Source organism: Salinivibrio sp. PR5, assembly GCF_001996085.1.
Lineage (GTDB): Bacteria > Pseudomonadota > Gammaproteobacteria > Enterobacterales > Vibrionaceae > Salinivibrio > Salinivibrio proteolyticus.
On record NZ_MUFK01000039.1, the window covers coordinates 1 to 16,436 of the forward strand.

The window sequence follows — 16,436 nt, forward strand, 5'->3', positions numbered from 1 at the left end:
TCTTTATATAGATCTTTTGTTAGATCTTTTATTAAGGAAGACGATCTTTGTGGGTAACTGGAAAAAGATCATAGAGATCAAGGATCTTAAAACGATCACTTATTGTGGGCGGCCTTGGATCCGATCCTGTATCACCTGGGATCAAAATGGCATGTTATCCACAATGGTAGGGAGGGGGTAAAACTATTAAATGGATAACTAAAGGAAGATCACTGGGTTATTCCTTAGTTATCCACAGATTAAATGGTTAAACAATGCTCACTTGATTTTGTGGATCAAGGGTTCCCACTCGGTAAACCAACGTTCCGCTTCATCCTCAGGGACCGGATGCGCTTGAATATCAATATCGACCCGTTCCCCGACTTTGACGGCGCCAAGGTCTTGTAACAAGGCATCCGCCTTCATGCCGGCCTCGCAGAAGGTGTCATAGCTTGAATCTCCAATGCCGACCACACCGTAATGGAGATCGCGCAACAGTGGCCGCTCGCTCATTAACTGCTCCATCAGAGGCGCGATGCTATCTGGAAAGTCGCCAGCCCCATGGGTGGACGTGACGATCAACAATGTACTGGCGCTCAGTACATCATCGAGGATCCCTTCATTGACCACGTGGGCCTGATGGCCTTTTGCTTGTAGGAGATCGGCAAGGTGATCACCGACATATTCTGCACCACCGAGCGTACTGCCGGTGATAATGGTTACATTTGCCATACTGTCCTCATTATTCACGATTATCGCGACTAGTATTTCGGCAGTTGGGTTCAGAGTCAATCGATGAAGGTGTAGCAAAATCAGGGGCGTTGCTGGGTTGGCAAACAATTTGATTGCCCCCTGCGAATTTGGCGTCCGTCATCGCTCGAGTGGCTTGATCAATCAAGGGAATAGCGTGGATTTTGCCTTCCATTTGTTGCACCAAACCAATCGATACGGTGAGCGCATAAGCGCCGCCAGCAAAGGTAAAAGGCGTTTCCGCAATAGCTTGTCGGCACTGAGCGGCACAATGGGGGGCGGCTAAGCAGGCTTGGCCTGCCAACATAACCAAAAATTGATCGGCATGTGTGCGGCTGATGATAGCGTCATGCGGTAGGTGGCGGATAAGAAGTTGGGCGGTAAATTGAAGGAGCTGATCACCTGTATCACGGCCATATCGCCAATTAAGAGATTGAAAACCATCGAGATTGATGCACAGGATAGCCAGCGGATTGTCAGCGGTTGCGCGACCGTGCTGCCCGACACATTGGTAGAAATAGCTGGCGCTCCACGTTTGGGTAAGGGCATCGCGCTGAATTTGCTGACGGGCTTGGCGGTTGATGGCGTATAAATCGAACAAGTAAAAGTCCATTAACACCACGGACAGCGCAACAAACACCAACACCACACTTAAATAGAGGGTCTGTGCGTGGAGGCTAGAGAGATAAACTAACGGCGTGGGGGCGGGAAGCACTTGCGCGGCGAACATCAACGCGATGGCGCCTAAGGCCAGTCCGTAGCGCGCAAAGCGCTCTGTGGGTTCAAAGACTAAAACTACCACAGTCGGTACCACCAGCAGTAACAATTCGTTTTGGCTATTTGTATCCAGTACCCAGTAAGACATCACAAACTGTTGGGCAAAGAACACCCCAAATAGCCAATAGCGCGCAATCGACCAATGACCCGCTGCCATTATCCCCCATACGCCCGCATACAGGCCTGCATAGAGGAGGTTGTGCCACGCGGCGATAGCGCTTTGAAAGGCAAACCAATAGAGCGCGGAGAAGATAAGTGTGCCGAGCACACAAATAAGCCCTAACAGATTGATCATTCTAATCTGATGGCGCATGAGTTGATTTTGAGGGGTTAAACCGATCGATAAGATCGGATTTAAGGACGAGAGCATTTCACCTCCAGCTAGACGCACTATTAACGTAGCAGATCATGGTGAAAACTGTGGGGATAAGTCAGGATCTTACTCTGAGGATAACCGCGATCAGCGCCGCCAGAATAAGGGATCCTCGCAGTAAGGATCCCTTGAAGGAGCTGGGGATAATTATTTTCCGATACAGAACGAGGAGAAAATTTTGCCCAGCAAATCGTCAGCCGTGAACTCACCGGTAATGGTATTGAGGTGTTGTTGGGTTAAGCGTAATTCCTCGGCAAGGATTTCGCCTGCCATATAGCCTTCTAGCTGCGCTTGGCCGATGTCGAGGTGGTGTGCGGCGTTGGCGAGCGCATCCAGATGACGACGACGTGCCATAAAACTGCCTTCGCTGCCTCCAGCATAGCCCATACAGGCTTTTAGATGCTGGCGTAAGGCATCAACGCCTTCTCCGGTTTTGGCACTCAAGCGGATTAGCGCAGGCTCACTGACTGCACATAAACCGAGTGGTTCTTCAGTAATATCGGCTTTGTTGCGGATCACCGTCATCCCCATGCCTTCGGGTAAGCGAGAGACAAATTCTGGCCAAATTTGGGCCGGGTCGGTCGCCGTGGTTGTGGTGCCATCGACCATAAACAATACCCGATCGGCGTGTTCGATTTCACTCCAGGCGCGTTCAATCCCAATCCGTTCCACTTCATCCGAGGCATCCCGTAAGCCAGCGGTATCGATGATATGCAGTGGCATACCGTCAATGTGAATATGTTCACGGAGCACATCGCGGGTGGTACCTGCGATTTCGGTGACAATGGCACTCTCTTTACCGGAAAGGGCATTGAGCAAGCTCGATTTACCGGCATTCGGGCGTCCGGCAATGACCACCTTCATCCCATCGCGCATAATCGCTCCTTGATTGGCTTCTTTACGCAACAGGGCGAGACGCTCAATGATATGCCCAAGATCGCTGGCCACTTTACCGTCAGAGAGAAAATCAATCTCTTCATCAGGAAAGTCGATGGCCGCTTCCACATACATGCGCAGATGAATCACTTTTTCGACCAGTTGGTTGACCTGCTTGGAAAAGGCCCCTTGCAGGGACTGCAACGCAGAGCGAGCCGCTTGTTCTGAGCTGGCATCGATTAAATCGGCGATTGCTTCGGCCTGGGCTAAATCCAGTTTATCGTTTAAGAAGGCGCGCTCGGAGAATTCACCGGGTCGGGCTGCTCGTACGCCGTCAAAGGCGCTGATTCGCTGAATAAGCATGTCCATGATCACGGGGCCACCGTGACCTTGCAGCTCTAGAACATCTTCACCTGTGAATGAATTGGGGCCTTTAAAGAATAGGGCAATGCCTTGATCGATAGGTTGACCTTCCTGATCGAGAAAAGGCAAATAATCCGCACGACGAGGCACTAACTCGCGTCCCGTCATTTTTGTACCAATCTCATGAGCGAGAGGGCCGGACACGCGGACAATCCCTACGCCGCCGCGGCCTGTTGCTGTGGCTTGTGCCACGATAGTGTCGGTTTGAGCCATATTGCGCACTCTTGATGTCGGTGACAGGCCTAAAGGCCGTAAACGTGAAAAAGGCGACCGCGTGGTCGCCTTTTTATTATTGCTTGACGCGGCCTAACTTACGAGCGGGAATGAAGGCCTTTTTTCTCCAGCGATTTATAAATCAAGGTTTGCTGGATAAGCGTTACGATGTTCGATACCAACCAGTATAGAACCAGACCGGATGGGAAGAACAAGAAGAAGAAGGTAAAGACCACAGGCATAAAGGTCATGATCTTCTGCTGCATAGGATCAGTGACTGTGGTTGGGCTCATCTTCTGAATCAAGAACATGGATGCACCCATCAACAGCGGCAGCACATAGTATGGGTCTTGTGCCGACAAGTCTTGAATCCAGCCAAAGAATGGCGCATGGCGCAATTCTACCGACTCCATCAGTGCCCAGTACAAGGCAATAAAGATCGGCATTTGCAGAACCAATGGCAGACAGCCACCAAGCGGATTGACCTTCTCACGCTTATAGAGCTCCATCATCTCTTGGCTCATGCGTTGACGATCGTCACCGATACGCTCTTTCATTTCTTGCAGTTTAGGCTGCAGCATGCGCATTTTCGCCATCGAGGTGTACTGCGCTTTAGTGAGCGGGTACATGGCGCCACGCACGATGAAGGTTAGCATGATGATGGCCAGACCCCAGTTCCCCACAAAGGTTTGAATGGTGGAGAGCAACCAGTGCAGCGGTTTAGCGATAAACCATAGCCAGCCGTAGTCGACCACCAAATCCAGGCTTGGTGCCACCGCGGCCATTTGTTCTTGCAGTTTCGGACCGACCCACAAGGTTGCTGTCAGCGTTTTACTGGTGCCTGCTGCAATGGTATCGCTGGTTTTGGTTTGGATATAACCATACTGGGCGGTAGTACGGGTGCTCAGCACATTATTGTCCGCACGTGGGATCCACGCGGTAGCAAAGTAGTGCTGGATCATCGCTGCCCAACCTTGGTTAAACGTCACATTCAAGTTTTTGCTTTGCATGTCATCAAAGCTGTATTTTTCGTAACGTTTATCGTCGGTAGAGTACGCGCCACCACGGTAGGTTGGCATGGTTAAGCTACCGCCATCGTCCAGCAGATTTTGTTTTAGCTGGGTGTACATAGTGACACTGGCGTTGGCATCGGTTTGGTTATCGATGGTGTGCTCTACATCCACCGCATAGCTGCCACGCTTAAGCACAAAGGTTTTGGTGTACGTGATCCCGTCTTTTTCAACCGTCATTGGCACGCGCAGGGTGTCTTGGTCGTCAGAGAGGGTAAAGGTGTTTTGCGCCACCTGATACTGGGCACGGCCTTGCGCAGTATCAATACCATTGGCACCAATTAAACCGCTTTGCGCCACAAAGGTGTGATCGGGTTTGGTGTGCAGCAGCGTGAAGGCATTGTCAGAGTTGAGCTCCGCATCGTACTGAGGCAGCTCGGCGTGCACAACATCACCGCCTTGTGTATCCACTTTAAGTGTTAATACATCGGTTTTGATGGTGACGAGCTTGTCAGAGACAGGCTGTGCATCGAGAGACGTGGTATCGCCATTGTCGCTGCTAGGCACGTCACTGTGAGTGGTTTGCTGCTGCTCAACGCCCTGTCCCTGCGGCTGCGGGGATTCTGGTTTGTTCCATTCCATGTACAGCATGAAAGAAACGAACAATAGGGCAATCAACAGGATATTACGTTGGGAATCCATTGTTAATTGTCTCTGTTATGGTGGTCGCAAGGCGGCACGGGATCGTAACCGCCATCATTCAAAGGGTGGCATTTTAATAGACGTTTGCCTGCCAACCAACACCCTTTTATCACACCATGGGATTGAATCGCCATGATGGCATAGTGGGAACAGGTTGGTGTAAACCGGCATCGTGGCCCAATCAATGGGCTGATCACCAGTTGATATCCCCGAATCAGCGCGATGAGCGCTTTTTGCGCGGCGGTCGCGACAAACGTTGCCATAACTTGTCCAATTCGTCTCGCAGCGCTTGATTGCTTAGGTCGTTGGCACTTTTTTTCGCGATCACCACAAAATCTTTCGCCGGTAGTTGATGCTGACGTAAACGAAAGCTCTCGCGAACCACACGTTTAAAGCGGTTGCGATCAACGGCAAGTTTGATTTGCTTTTTCGGAACAGCTTGACCGAGACGTGGGTGGTCGAGCGAGTTAGATCGGGCGAGTATGGTTAAGTGCGGCGAACCGGCGCGATGCGGTTGCTGGAAGACGGCACTGAAATGTTCGGGAGTTAGCAGACGTAACTCCCGAGGATAAGCGAGCTTATTCACAAATCACTGCGGATTATTTAGAAAGCTGCTTGCGGCCTTTCGCACGGCGAGCGGCAATGACCTTACGGCCGTTCTTAGTCGCCATGCGCGCACGGAAACCGTGAGTGCGCTTACGCTTTAGAACTGAAGGTTGAAAAGTGCGTTTCATGGTTTCTACCTTTATTACTGATCAGTGTTAGGTTTGTTAACCCGACGTGGGAGGTTAGCAACAGGCAATACCTTAGCCAATGTCTCCGACGCCTCTCAACAAAGAGGGCGGATTGTAGCCATTGACTAACGATTAGTCAATCACTAAACCGATGCCACTCCGGGCCGGGAATTATAAGCGCTCAGTCAGAGATCGCAAGGATCCTTCGTTTACGAGCGCAAGTTAAGAAGCGATCCCGACTTGATTCAAAAACTTATGCAAGCGTGGATCGGCGCAGTGATTAAATAGCCAATCCGGTGTGCCTTGGGCTATGATGTGGCCGTCGTTCATAAATACCACGCGGTCAGCGACATCGCGAGCAAACTGCATCTCGTGAGTGACCACCAGCATGGTTTGATGGCGTGTGGCGAGCTTTTTCATCAACGCCAACACTTCGCCAACCCACTCTGGGTCTAATGCAGAGGTAGGCTCATCGAAAAGCAATAATTCGGCCTCAAGTGCCATCGCACGGCCAATGCCAACCCGTTGTTGCTGTCCACCCGATAAGGAAGCGGGGTAATGGTCTCCTTTATCACCCAAGCCTATGTCGTCGAGGATTTGTTGCGCGCGCTGACGTGCTGCCTCTTTAGACCAGCCTTTTACCGTTCGCAATCCTTCGGCGATATTGTCTCGTGCCGTGAGGTGAGCAAATAAGGCATAATTTTGAAATACAAAGCCGGTCTGGCGCCGCAACGCCAAAATCGCCTGTTTACGGGTGCTTGCATCGCCACTATCAACACGCTGATCGCCGATACTGATCACCCCTTGCTCAGCACGCTCGAGAAAATTAATACAGCGCAATAGGGTGGATTTTCCCGTACCGCTTGGGCCAATAATACACACGATTTCGCCACGCTCGATAGTCAAATCGATGCCATCAAGTACCGCGACGCCTTGGTAGACTTTTTTAAGCTTTTCTATCTTAATCATCGTTGGTACGCCTTATTAAGATGGCTTTCTGCCCAAAGTTGTACTCGGGTCAAAGCGACCACGACCGCCCAGTAGATCAGTGCGACCGCCAAATAGGCTTCGAAGAATTTAAAGCTCGACGACGCTTCCATCTGCGCCTTCGCCATGATTTCTGCCACCCCGAGCGTGAAGGCAAGTGATGTGGCTTTGATCATATCGATGAAGTAATTCATCAGAGAGGGAAGTGCGATCCGTGCTGCCTGTGGTAACACAATGCGCTGCATGGCTTGGCGAGTCGTCATGCCAATGGCCAGACTGGCTTCCATTTGACTGCGATCCACGCTGGTAATGGCGGCACGAATTGACTCGGCCATATAAGCAGAAAAGTGTAAGCTGATCCCGATCACCGCGGCTGTGAAAGCATCCATTCCGACTAACGCGGGGATGACCTGAGGCAGACCGTAATACAGTAAAAACAGCTGAACCAGAAGTGGCGTACCGCGAAAGAAACTAATAAACAGTTGCGCGAGGCCATTGAAAACCGGTAGGCGAAACACGCGGATCAGTGCAATCGTCACTGCCAAAATCAGTGCAAACACTAATCCCCACACCGCCATCTCTAACGTGATCCCCAGATACTTCAGCAGTAACGGGAACAGAGAGGCCATATAGTCAAAATCAAACGCCATGTCTGTCCTTTAGATACACAGACCCGCTAAAGCGGGCCTATTTATGTGAGTAAATACTTACTTTTTAGTGACGTCGCCGCCAAACCACTTAACAGAAATCTGTGCCAAGGTACCATCTTCTCGCATGGCTGAGAGGGCGGTGTTCACTTCATCACGTAGGCGCTGACCGCGTGCTGAGTCGACAAATGGCCAAGCATTGGCAATGGTTTCAAACGGTTGCCCGGCCAGTTGAAGTGGCAAGCCCGATTCTTTAATCAGCTGCATGGCTGACAGGCGATCCATCACAAACGCATCGGCCCGACCGAGCGCGACATCGTGTTCAATCCCGGTCTCGTAGGTTTTAATGTCGATATCCTCGGCTGCCGAGTGTTCGCGTAACAACTGCTCGAAGTTCGAGCCGAGGTTCACTGCAACAGTTTTGCCTTTCAGATCAGCCACAGACTGAATCGTGTCATTGCCTTTGCGAACCGTGATCTGTGCGCCGTCGACCACATACGGGTCGGTGAACAAATAGGTTGCCTGACGCTCGTCGGTGATGGTGATTTGGTTAGAAATGGTGTCGATGCGCCCGGTTTGTAACAGACCAAACAGGCCAGAGAAGTTAGCGGTCACATACTCGACTTGGTAGTCATTGCGGCGGCCAATCTCATCCCAAAGGTCAACTTCAAACCCTTGCAGCTGGTCTTGCTTCACAAAGGTGAAAGGGAAATAGCGCCCAGACATCCCCACTTTCACGGTTTCTTGGGCGAACGCGGGCACTGAAATCACCATGCTCACACTTAGCAAGGTGCTCAAGATCCATTTACTCATGACAATACTCCGTAATGACAACTTCAATAATAGGAGGCGTATCATAGAAGTGAACGATTACTGGCGAGAAATACCGTCTGGTTATGAGCCATAACTTAATTCTCCGCGCGCGTCTCATTAAGGAGATGTGTGCAATCTTGTGAGTAAAAAGCGGGTACCTTGTGGCGATCCATGGTATATCTGTGGGATCTATGTGAATAACTCCGATCTTATTCACTGATTTCGGGATCTTGTGGGTGGCGATCTTCGCCTGACAGGAGTACCATTGTGGCCTTTTCTTTTTCGGTATAACTGCGTGGAGTCAAACGTGTCATCATCGCTTTGGTTGCAGTGTCTTGAGCGCCTTCAGGAAGACCTACCTGCAACAGAATTCAGTATGTGGGTGCGGCCGTTACAAGCCGAGCTCAATGACAATACGTTGACCCTGTTCGCCCCAAACCGCTTTGTGCTTGATTGGGTGCGAGACAAATACTTGCATCAAATTAACCAGCTGTTGAACGAGTTTTGTGGCGTCGACGTGCCCATGCTGCGGTTTGAAGTGGGCAGCAAACCTGTGTCTGCAGCGCCCGCCTCGGCGCCAGCCGGACCGGCAGCGGCGCCCGCACCCCAGCAAGCCCAGCCGGCCCCGAGCCGAGGTCGAGTGTGGGAACCGGCGCCATCACCCGTTCAGTCGGATGTCAATCATCGCTCTAACGTGAACCCCAAGCACAAGTTCAATAACTTTGTTGAGGGTAAGTCTAACCAGTTAGCGTTAGCGGCGGCGCGTCAGGTGTCGGATAACCCAGGGGCGGCCTATAATCCGCTTTTTCTTTATGGCGGCACGGGCTTAGGTAAAACTCACTTGTTGCATGCGGTGGGTAATGCGATTTCCGATCGTAAAGCGGATGCGCGCGTGGTGTACATGCACTCAGAACGTTTTGTGCAAGACATGGTGAAGGCGCTACAAAATAATGCGATTGAAGAATTTAAGCGTTATTACCGCAGTGTCGATGCACTGTTGATCGATGACATTCAATTTTTTGCCAACAAAGAACGCTCGCAAGAAGAATTCTTCCATACCTTTAATGCGTTGCTTGAGGGTAACCAGCAGATCATTCTGACCTCTGACCGCTATCCTAAAGAGATCAACGGGGTTGAGGATCGCTTAAAGTCGCGATTCGGGTGGGGCCTGACGGTCGCCATTGAGCCGCCAGAACTGGAAACGCGAGTGGCGATTTTGATGAAAAAAGCCGAAGATCATGCGATTCGGTTACCGGATGAGGTGGCGTTCTTTATCGCCAAGCGCTTACGCTCCAACGTCCGAGAGCTGGAAGGAGCCCTCAACCGCGTGATTGCCAACGCGAACTTTACCGGGCGTGCGATCACCATCGATTTTGTCCGAGAAGCGTTGCGAGATCTGCTCGCCTTGCAAGAAAAACTGGTCACCATTGATAATATTCAGAAAACAGTCGCTGAGTATTATAAAATCAAGATGGCGGATTTATTGTCGAAGCGTCGTTCACGGTCGGTCGCGCGCCCTCGTCAAATGGCGATGGCCTTGTCCAAAGAGCTAACCAACCACAGTTTGCCAGAAATTGGTGATGCCTTTGGTGGCCGTGACCATACCACTGTGCTGCATGCGTGTCGTAAAATCGAGCAGCTCCGTGAAGAAAGCCACGACATTAAAGAAGATTACTCTAACCTGATTCGAACATTGTCCTCTTAATTATGAAATTTACTCTTACGCGAGAGCAGCTGCTACAGCCGCTGCAACAAGTATCAGGCGCACTGGGTGGGCGAAGCACGCTGCCAATTCTCAGTAACTTACTCATCCAAGTGGCTGATCAGGCATTGACGTTGACAGCAACGGACATGGAAGTGGAGCTGAATGCCACCGCGCCGTTGGAAGGCGATTACCTCGACGGTGCGATTACAGTGCCTTCGCGCAAGTTTATGGACATCATTAAAGGGTTACACAGTGAAGCCCAAATTACGGTTGCTCAAGAAGGCGATCGTGTGGTGGTACGCGCGGGACGTAGCCGCTTTACGCTGTCGACATTGCCGGCTAATGATTATCCCAACATCGAGCAGTGGCAGGCAGATGTAAGTTTGCAGCTGCCACAAGATAAGTTGCGTCACCTGATTGACGCGACCCAGTTTTCGATGGCAAACCAAGACGTACGCTATTACCTCAACGGGCTGTTGTTTGAAACAGAAGGGCAGACATTACGGACGGTCGGAACCGACGGGCACCGGATGGCGGTCTGTCAGCTCTCGATGGATGATACCTTACCCGCGCAACAGGTGATTGTGCCGCGTAAAGGGGTGAGTGAGCTCGCGCGCTTGTTAGATGACAGTGAGCACCTCGTTAATATTCAAATTGGCGCATCGAACATTCGTGCCGTGGTTGGCAATGTCACCTTCACCTCTAAATTGGTGGATGGTCGTTTCCCAGACTATCGTCGCGTGCTGCCGCAATCCACTTCTCGCACACTTGAGGTCGACTGTGCGGAGCTCAAGCAAGCGCTGTCGTTAGCTGCGGTGCTGTCTAACGAGAAATTTCGTGGCGTTCGGATGAATATTGAAGGCAGCGAGCTACGTATTTCCGCCAATAACCCGGAGCAGGAAGAAGCCGAAGAATTTCTCGACGTCACCTTTCAAGGCGAGCCGATCGAAATTGGCTTTAACGTCAGCTATGTGTTGGATGTACTCAACACCTTACGTTGTGACAAAGTGCGCTTTTCGATGACAGATGCGGTGGGCAGTACCCTTATTGAAGACTGTGCCCGCGATGATGCCATGTATGTTGTGATGCCAATCCGCCTCTAGGTTATGGCGCTTACTCGATTGGTCGTTCACGACTTTAGGAATATTGAAGCCTGCGATATCGAACTGTCGTCAGGCTTTAACTTTTTAATTGGCCCCAACGGTAGCGGTAAAACCAGTGTGCTTGAGGCCATCCACTTTCTTGGCCACGGACGCTCGTTTCGCAGCGCACTCAATAGCCGAGTGATCCGTCATCAGCAACCCAGCTTAACCGTGCATGGACGGGTTAAAACTCAAGATGCGATCTTGCTTCCTGTCGGTATTCAAAAGCGCCGTGATGGCAGTGCAGATGTTAAAATAGGCCAAGAAAAAGGGCAGAAGCTGGTGGCCTTGGCAAAAGTGCTGCCCTTGCAGCTGATTACTCCTGAAGGGTTTGAGCTGCTGACGGATGGCCCCAAATTTCGCCGCGCGTTTGTCGATTGGGGCGTGTTTCACTCTCAAGCTGGCTTTTTCGAAGCCTGGACGCGGGTCAAACGACTCACTAAACAACGCAACGCTGCGTTGAAAACGGCGCGGCGCTACCGAGACATCCAGATGTGGGATGCGGAATTGGCGGTGTTGGCTGAGCAAATAAGTCAGTGGCGAGCCGATTACGTGGATGCCGTAGCTGAACGCGCTGCCGCATTATGTGAGGCTTTTTTACCCGAATTTTCGATACAATTTAGTTTCTCTCGAGGGTGGGAGAAAGACACGGATTACCAAACCTTGTTGGCAGCCAATTTTGAGCGCGACCAACAAATGGGATACACCGTCTCCGGACCGCACAAGGCGGATTTGCGCATCAAGGTGCAAGGGACGCCAGTGGATGATGTGTTGTCCCGAGGTCAGTTAAAATTAATGGTTTGTGCGCTACGACTTGCACAAGGCCAGCTCTATAGTGAACAACAGGGAATTGCCTGTATTTACTTGATTGATGATTTTGCATCGGAGCTTGATAGTCGCCGCCGAGCCCTATTGGCAAGCGAACTCAAGCGCACCGGCGCACAGGTTTTTGTCAGCGCCATTAGTGCCGATCAAGTCGCGGAAATGTGCGACGAAAATAGTAAGATGTTTCATGTGGAACATGGCAAAATAAACGCAGGATAAATAAGCGAGAGTAACTCAATGTCCAACGAATACGATTCATCGAGTATCAAGGTACTGAAGGGCTTGGACGCCGTCCGTAAGCGTCCGGGAATGTATATCGGCGACACAGACGACGGTACCGGCCTCCACCACATGGTGTTCGAAGTGGTCGATAACTCGATCGATGAAGCACTAGCCGGACATTGTAACGATATCGTGGCGACCATCCACGAAGACGGCTCTGTCTCGGTGAAAGATGATGGTCGTGGTATTCCTGTTGATATCCACGAAGAAGAAGGGGTCTCCGCCGCTGAAGTTATCATGACGGTATTGCATGCCGGCGGTAAGTTTGACGACAACTCCTACAAAGTTTCCGGTGGTTTGCACGGCGTGGGTGTGTCCGTGGTGAACGCACTCTCTGAGAAGCTAGAGTTGACCATTTGGCGTGATGGCCATATTCACCAGCTCAATTTTTCCCACGGTGAGCCACAAGGCCCATTGGCGGTGATTGGTGATACCGAACAAACCGGTACCCGTATCCGTTTTTGGCCCAGTGAAGAAACCTTCTCTGACATCAATTTCAACTATGACATTTTAGCCAAGCGTCTGCGTGAGCTGTCGTTCCTGAACTCAGGTGTATCGATCAAGCTGGTGGATGAGCGCGAAGAAGATAAAGCGGATCACTTCAAATACGAAGGGGGCATCCGCGCCTTTGTTGAACACCTCAACAATAAGAAAACCGCGATTCACCCCTCGGTATTCCATTTTGAACACACCCGTGAAGATGGTGTGAGCGTTGAAGTGGCGATGCAATGGAATGACGGCTACCAAGAAAACATCTACTGCTTTACCAACAACATTCCACAGCGCGATGGTGGTACCCACCTTGCCGGATTCCGCGCCGCGCTAACGCGTACGCTTAATAGCTTTATGGATAAAGAAGGCTACTCGAAGAAAGCCAAAGCGGCGACCTCGGGCGATGATGCTCGTGAGGGGTTGACCGCTGTGGTGTCGGTGAAAGTGCCTGATCCTAAGTTCTCAAGCCAAACCAAAGATAAGCTGGTGTCGTCAGAAGTGAAGTCTGCCGTTGAGTCGGCCATGGGTGAACACCTGTCTGACTTTTTGATTGAACATCCAGCGGACGCCAAAGTGGTGTGCACTAAGATTATCGATGCGGCGCGCGCGCGTGATGCGGCACGTAAAGCGCGAGAGATGACTCGACGTAAAGGTGCGTTAGATTTAGCGGGCCTACCTGGCAAGCTTGCCGACTGCCAAGAAAAAGATCCGGCACTGTCTGAACTCTACATTGTGGAGGGTGACTCGGCAGGTGGCTCGGCCAAACAAGGGCGTAACCGTAAGAACCAAGCGATTTTGCCGCTCAAAGGTAAGATCCTTAACGTGGAAAAAGCCCGTTTTGATAAAATGCTCTCGTCGCAAGAAGTCGCGACCCTAATCACTGCGATGGGGTGTGGTATCGGTCGAGAAGAGTATGATCCGGACAAGCTACGCTATCACAGCATCATTATCATGACCGATGCGGATGTGGACGGCTCGCACATTCGTACCTTGCTGTTGACCTTCTTCTATCGCCAAATGCCAGAGCTGATTGAGCGTGGTTATATCTACATTGCTCAACCTCCTTTGTACAAGGTGAAGAAAGGAAAACAAGAGCAATACATCAAAGATGACGAAGCAATGGAGCAATACCAAGTCGCGTTGGCGTTGGAAAATGCTTCCTTGTTTGTGAATCCAGAAGCACCGGCGATGCACGGTGAATCACTCGAGAAGTTGGTCAAAGAATACAATGGTGTGATCAAGCTGATTAAGCGCATGAACCGCCGTTATCCAGCTTCGCTACTCAATGAGTTGCTGTACCAGCCTCGGTTGTCGGTCGACGACTTGCGTGATGAGTGGGCGGCGAAGAAGTGGGTTGAAAACATCGTTGCGATTCTAAACCGTAAGTCAACGGGTGAAAGTCAATACAAAGCATCTTGCCGCTTAGACGAAGAGCATCAAGTGTGGGTGCCGGAGCTGGTGGTACGGACGCACGGTGTTGATCACAAATATCTGGTGAGTTACGACTTCTTAAACTCGAAAGAGTATGGACGTATTGCCAGCTTGTCTGAAACGCTTAATGAGTTGCTTGATGAAGGCGCTTATGTGCAGCGGGGCGAGCGTAAACAAGAAGTGGAAAGCTTTGAGCAAGCGCTAAACTGGCTGATTAAAGAGTCGACTCGTGGTGTATCGCGTCAGCGTTACAAAGGTCTAGGTGAAATGAATCCAGAACAGCTTTGGGAAACCACCATGGATCCTGAAGGTCGCCGTATGATGCAGGTGACCATTCAAGATGCAGTCGCTGCAGACGAGCTGTTTACCACCTTGATGGGCGATCAAGTTGAGCCACGCCGTGCCTTTATCGAAAATAACGCACTCAAAGTGGAAAACCTTGACGTTTAAACGGTAAATCAACGGGTTAACCATGATTAAGGCCAGCTTTGCTGGCCTTTTTTATTTTTATGCGAGGCAGTACACAACAGAGCACTGTTTTTATATACAGTATTTTTGTGAGTAAGTAGACTCAATAGCTCCGTAACGACAAAGTGATAGGAAGCCTGATGTCTATAAAAACGCGTGCTAATCTCCAACTGGTTTATGTGTCTAATATTGACCGTTCCGTGAGTTTCTACCAGCAACTGTTTCAGTGTGAGCCAGTGTTTACCAGCCCAAGATACGTCGCCTTTTCTGCCTCTGAGCAGGGCGATGCTTTGTTCGCGTTGTGGACCGGCGGCGAGCAGCCATCGCCATCAATCACGCGACTGAGCGAAATTGGCATTATGGTGCCTACCAATGATGACGTTGATGCCGTTTTTGATCAATGGTCGAACAACCTCACAATCAATGTTGTTCAATCTCCTTACAATGATGTGTTTGGCCGAACCTTCGTGATTCAAGATCCTGATGGGCATTTCGTGCGTGTCGCACCTATTGATTAAGCATGCCGCTATCCCAATAAGGAGCAACTATGATTGACCATCTAAGTACTTACGCAACGAATTTCTCGGCGACTAAAGAGTTCTATCGTTCGGTGTTTGAACCGCTCGGCTATGCGATCCAAATGGAGTTTGTTGCAGAATGGAATACTGATTTTCCGACTCAGCGAATGTGTGCTTTTGGACCAAGCGATCGGCCCACCTTTTGGGTGATAGAAACCCAGACTCCCTATACCCCTCGTCATATAGCATTTTCAGCACCGACAAGAACGACAGTGGAGGCGTTTTACGATGCTGGAATGGAGGCTGGGGGAATCGATAATGGTAAGCCAGGTCTGAGGCCTATGTATCACAACCATTACTTTGGGGCATTTCTTATTGACCCAGACGGCAATAACATTGAAGCGGTATGCCATCATCCTGAGTCGTAGTTTATCAAAGCGATCAGAGGATATATGAACGCACCTGTATTGATGGATAACCAGTGACACGAGAAGCGATGATAAAAAATTGCTCGACGAGGCTTGAAATCAAATCGCGCAACCTTATATAGAGTAATGAGGCGATGCCATTGGGTCGCCGGGGGCTTGTCCAAGTTGGAAAGCCGTAGATGATATTTTATTGCTTCATAGGAAGGGTAAGATTATGCGTAACTTTGATTTCTCTCCACTCTATCGTACCGCAATTGGTTTTGACCGTTTGTTCGATTTGGTTGAAAACACGAATGCGTCAAACGCAGGTGGTTTTCCTCCTTACAACATTGAGCAAGGCAAAGAGAACCAATACCGAATTACCATGGCGGTCGCTGGCTTTAGCCAAGACGAAGTAGACATTACTCAGCAAAAAAACAGCCTCACGGTTGCAGGTAAAAAACACACCCGTAATCAAGATACGAAGTTTTTGTATCAGGGCATTGCTGAGCGTGATTTCGAACGCAAGTTCCACCTCGACGATCACATTAAAGTGACGGGGGCGGAAATGGAAAACGGCATGCTTCATATTGATTTAGTGCGTGAGGTGCCTGAAGAGGAAAAACCTCGTCGCATCGAAATCGGTAGCCGTTTACTCGAAAACGTTGAGTAAGTGTCGGCCAGAACGATACGAAAAAGGAGAGGGCAGCATGGCTGCCCTTTTTTGTGGCTAGCGAATTGTGGTGTTCCGATTCGCAAGCCTGTTTTACATCTTCGCTTTATAGACACGTTCCCTTCACTTGTACTCGTGGGCGGTTATCCCTCGCTAATGATGCTGCGGGTTGAACCTACTATTATGGACTGTGTTTAAAAAAGCGCGTG

The 16,436-nt window shown here is 50.4% G+C and carries 17 protein-coding genes; 7 read left to right on the forward strand and 10 right to left on the reverse strand.

Going from position 1 to position 16,436, the window contains the following annotated elements; all coding sequences use genetic code 11:
- Positions 1-258 precede the first annotated feature (258 nt).
- From mioC to BZG82_RS12925, 10 genes are all read right to left on the reverse strand, one after another.
- Positions 259-711, reverse strand: coding sequence for an FMN-binding protein MioC (gene mioC, locus BZG82_RS12880; protein ID WP_077456644.1), 453 nt, complete (start codon positions 709-711; stop codon positions 259-261).
- Positions 712-721: 10 nt separating this feature from the next.
- Entirely contained in the window at positions 722-1,801 is a 1,080-nt protein-coding gene (locus tag BZG82_RS12885) for a GGDEF domain-containing protein (RefSeq protein WP_158011505.1), read from the reverse strand.
- Positions 1,802-2,026: 225 nt separating this feature from the next.
- On the reverse strand, positions 2,027-3,391 hold the full coding sequence (gene mnmE, locus BZG82_RS12890) for a tRNA uridine-5-carboxymethylaminomethyl(34) synthesis GTPase MnmE (protein WP_077456640.1): 1,365 nt from the start codon (positions 3,389-3,391) through the stop codon (positions 2,027-2,029).
- A 98-nt stretch (positions 3,392-3,489) separates the two neighbouring features.
- Entirely contained in the window at positions 3,490-5,103 is a 1,614-nt protein-coding gene (gene yidC / locus BZG82_RS12895) for a membrane protein insertase YidC (RefSeq protein WP_077678374.1), read from the reverse strand.
- 2 nt (positions 5,104-5,105) lie between these two features.
- The gene (yidD, locus tag BZG82_RS12900; protein ID WP_077456636.1) at positions 5,106-5,366 is read right to left on the reverse strand and encodes a membrane protein insertion efficiency factor YidD; all 261 of its coding nucleotides are present in this window, start codon (positions 5,364-5,366) and stop codon (positions 5,106-5,108) included.
- Positions 5,318-5,689 carry a ribonuclease P protein component gene (gene rnpA / locus BZG82_RS12905; RefSeq protein WP_069590733.1) on the reverse strand — a complete coding sequence of 124 codons (372 nt, stop codon included), beginning with the start codon at positions 5,687-5,689 and terminating at the stop codon, positions 5,318-5,320. The genes yidD and rnpA overlap by 49 nt, the downstream gene beginning before the upstream one ends.
- Before the next feature lie 13 nt (positions 5,690-5,702).
- Positions 5,703-5,837 (reverse strand): 50S ribosomal protein L34, encoded by a 135-nt coding sequence (gene rpmH / locus BZG82_RS12910; protein ID WP_025672864.1) that lies wholly within the window; start codon positions 5,835-5,837, stop codon positions 5,703-5,705.
- A gap of 222 nt (positions 5,838-6,059) precedes the next feature.
- Positions 6,060-6,806, reverse strand: coding sequence for an amino acid ABC transporter ATP-binding protein (locus BZG82_RS12915; RefSeq protein ID WP_077480191.1), 747 nt, complete (start codon positions 6,804-6,806; stop codon positions 6,060-6,062).
- Entirely contained in the window at positions 6,803-7,474 is a 672-nt protein-coding gene (locus tag BZG82_RS12920; RefSeq protein ID WP_069590737.1) for an amino acid ABC transporter permease, read from the reverse strand. Before BZG82_RS12920 ends, BZG82_RS12915 begins: the two co-directional genes overlap by 4 nt.
- Before the next feature lie 57 nt (positions 7,475-7,531).
- Complete coding sequence (locus BZG82_RS12925) at positions 7,532-8,245, reverse strand: amino acid ABC transporter substrate-binding protein (RefSeq protein WP_415752744.1); 714 nt, start codon at positions 8,243-8,245, stop codon at positions 7,532-7,534.
- A gap of 346 nt (positions 8,246-8,591) precedes the next feature.
- On the opposite strand from BZG82_RS12925, the gene dnaA reads away from it, so the two are divergent.
- The 7 genes from dnaA to BZG82_RS12960 all read left to right on the forward strand — a co-directional run bounded on the left by dnaA (position 8,592) and on the right by BZG82_RS12960 (position 16,227).
- A complete protein-coding gene (dnaA, locus tag BZG82_RS12930) occupies positions 8,592-9,989 on the forward strand; it encodes a chromosomal replication initiator protein DnaA (RefSeq protein ID WP_077480193.1) in 1,398 nt (465 codons plus the stop codon).
- A gap of 2 nt (positions 9,990-9,991) precedes the next feature.
- A complete protein-coding gene (gene dnaN / locus BZG82_RS12935; RefSeq protein WP_077480194.1) occupies positions 9,992-11,092 on the forward strand; it encodes a DNA polymerase III subunit beta in 1,101 nt (366 codons plus the stop codon).
- Positions 11,093-11,095: 3 nt separating this feature from the next.
- Positions 11,096-12,175 (forward strand): DNA replication/repair protein RecF, encoded by a 1,080-nt coding sequence (recF, locus tag BZG82_RS12940; protein WP_077663436.1) that lies wholly within the window; start codon positions 11,096-11,098, stop codon positions 12,173-12,175.
- An 18-nt stretch (positions 12,176-12,193) separates the two neighbouring features.
- Positions 12,194-14,611 carry a DNA topoisomerase (ATP-hydrolyzing) subunit B gene (gene gyrB, locus BZG82_RS12945; RefSeq protein WP_077663437.1) on the forward strand — a complete coding sequence of 806 codons (2,418 nt, stop codon included), beginning with the start codon at positions 12,194-12,196 and terminating at the stop codon, positions 14,609-14,611.
- A 158-nt stretch (positions 14,612-14,769) separates the two neighbouring features.
- Positions 14,770-15,147: a VOC family protein gene (locus BZG82_RS12950; RefSeq protein WP_077480197.1), complete on the forward strand. Its 378-nt coding sequence runs from the start codon at positions 14,770-14,772 to the stop codon at positions 15,145-15,147.
- Between the two features lie 29 nt (positions 15,148-15,176).
- Complete coding sequence (locus BZG82_RS12955; protein WP_077766011.1) at positions 15,177-15,575, forward strand: VOC family protein; 399 nt, start codon at positions 15,177-15,179, stop codon at positions 15,573-15,575.
- Positions 15,576-15,789: 214 nt separating this feature from the next.
- Positions 15,790-16,227, forward strand: coding sequence for an Hsp20 family protein (locus BZG82_RS12960; protein ID WP_077663440.1), 438 nt, complete (start codon positions 15,790-15,792; stop codon positions 16,225-16,227).
- The last annotated feature ends 209 nt before the right edge of the window (positions 16,228-16,436 follow it).

Excerpts from the sequence above, each read along its gene's own strand:
- mioC (WP_077456644.1), bottom strand. The coding sequence starts at position 711 with ATGGCAAATGTAACCATTATCACCGGCAGTACGCTCGGTGGTGCAGAA.
- BZG82_RS12885 (WP_158011505.1), bottom strand. The coding sequence starts at position 1,801 with ATGATCAATCTGTTAGGGCTTATTTGTGTGCTCGGCACACTTATCTTC.
- mnmE (WP_077456640.1), bottom strand. The coding sequence starts at position 3,391 with ATGGCTCAAACCGACACTATCGTGGCACAAGCCACAGCAACAGGCCGC.
- yidC (WP_077678374.1), bottom strand. The coding sequence starts at position 5,103 with ATGGATTCCCAACGTAATATCCTGTTGATTGCCCTATTGTTCGTTTCT.
- yidD (WP_077456636.1), bottom strand. The coding sequence starts at position 5,366 with ATGGCAACGTTTGTCGCGACCGCCGCGCAAAAAGCGCTCATCGCGCTG.
- rpmH (WP_025672864.1), bottom strand. The coding sequence starts at position 5,837 with ATGAAACGCACTTTTCAACCTTCAGTTCTAAAGCGTAAGCGCACTCAC.
- BZG82_RS12915 (WP_077480191.1), bottom strand. The coding sequence starts at position 6,806 with ATGATTAAGATAGAAAAGCTTAAAAAAGTCTACCAAGGCGTCGCGGTA.
- BZG82_RS12920 (WP_069590737.1), bottom strand. The coding sequence starts at position 7,474 with ATGGCGTTTGATTTTGACTATATGGCCTCTCTGTTCCCGTTACTGCTG.
- BZG82_RS12925 (WP_415752744.1), bottom strand. The coding sequence starts at position 8,245 with ATGGTGATTTCAGTGCCCGCGTTCGCCCAAGAAACCGTGAAAGTGGGG.
- dnaN (WP_077480194.1), top strand. The coding sequence starts at position 9,992 with ATGAAATTTACTCTTACGCGAGAGCAGCTGCTACAGCCGCTGCAACAA.
- recF (WP_077663436.1), top strand. The coding sequence starts at position 11,096 with ATGGCGCTTACTCGATTGGTCGTTCACGACTTTAGGAATATTGAAGCC.
- gyrB (WP_077663437.1), top strand. The coding sequence starts at position 12,194 with ATGTCCAACGAATACGATTCATCGAGTATCAAGGTACTGAAGGGCTTG.
- BZG82_RS12950 (WP_077480197.1), top strand. The coding sequence starts at position 14,770 with ATGTCTATAAAAACGCGTGCTAATCTCCAACTGGTTTATGTGTCTAAT.
- BZG82_RS12955 (WP_077766011.1), top strand. The coding sequence starts at position 15,177 with ATGATTGACCATCTAAGTACTTACGCAACGAATTTCTCGGCGACTAAA.
- BZG82_RS12960 (WP_077663440.1), top strand. The coding sequence starts at position 15,790 with ATGCGTAACTTTGATTTCTCTCCACTCTATCGTACCGCAATTGGTTTT.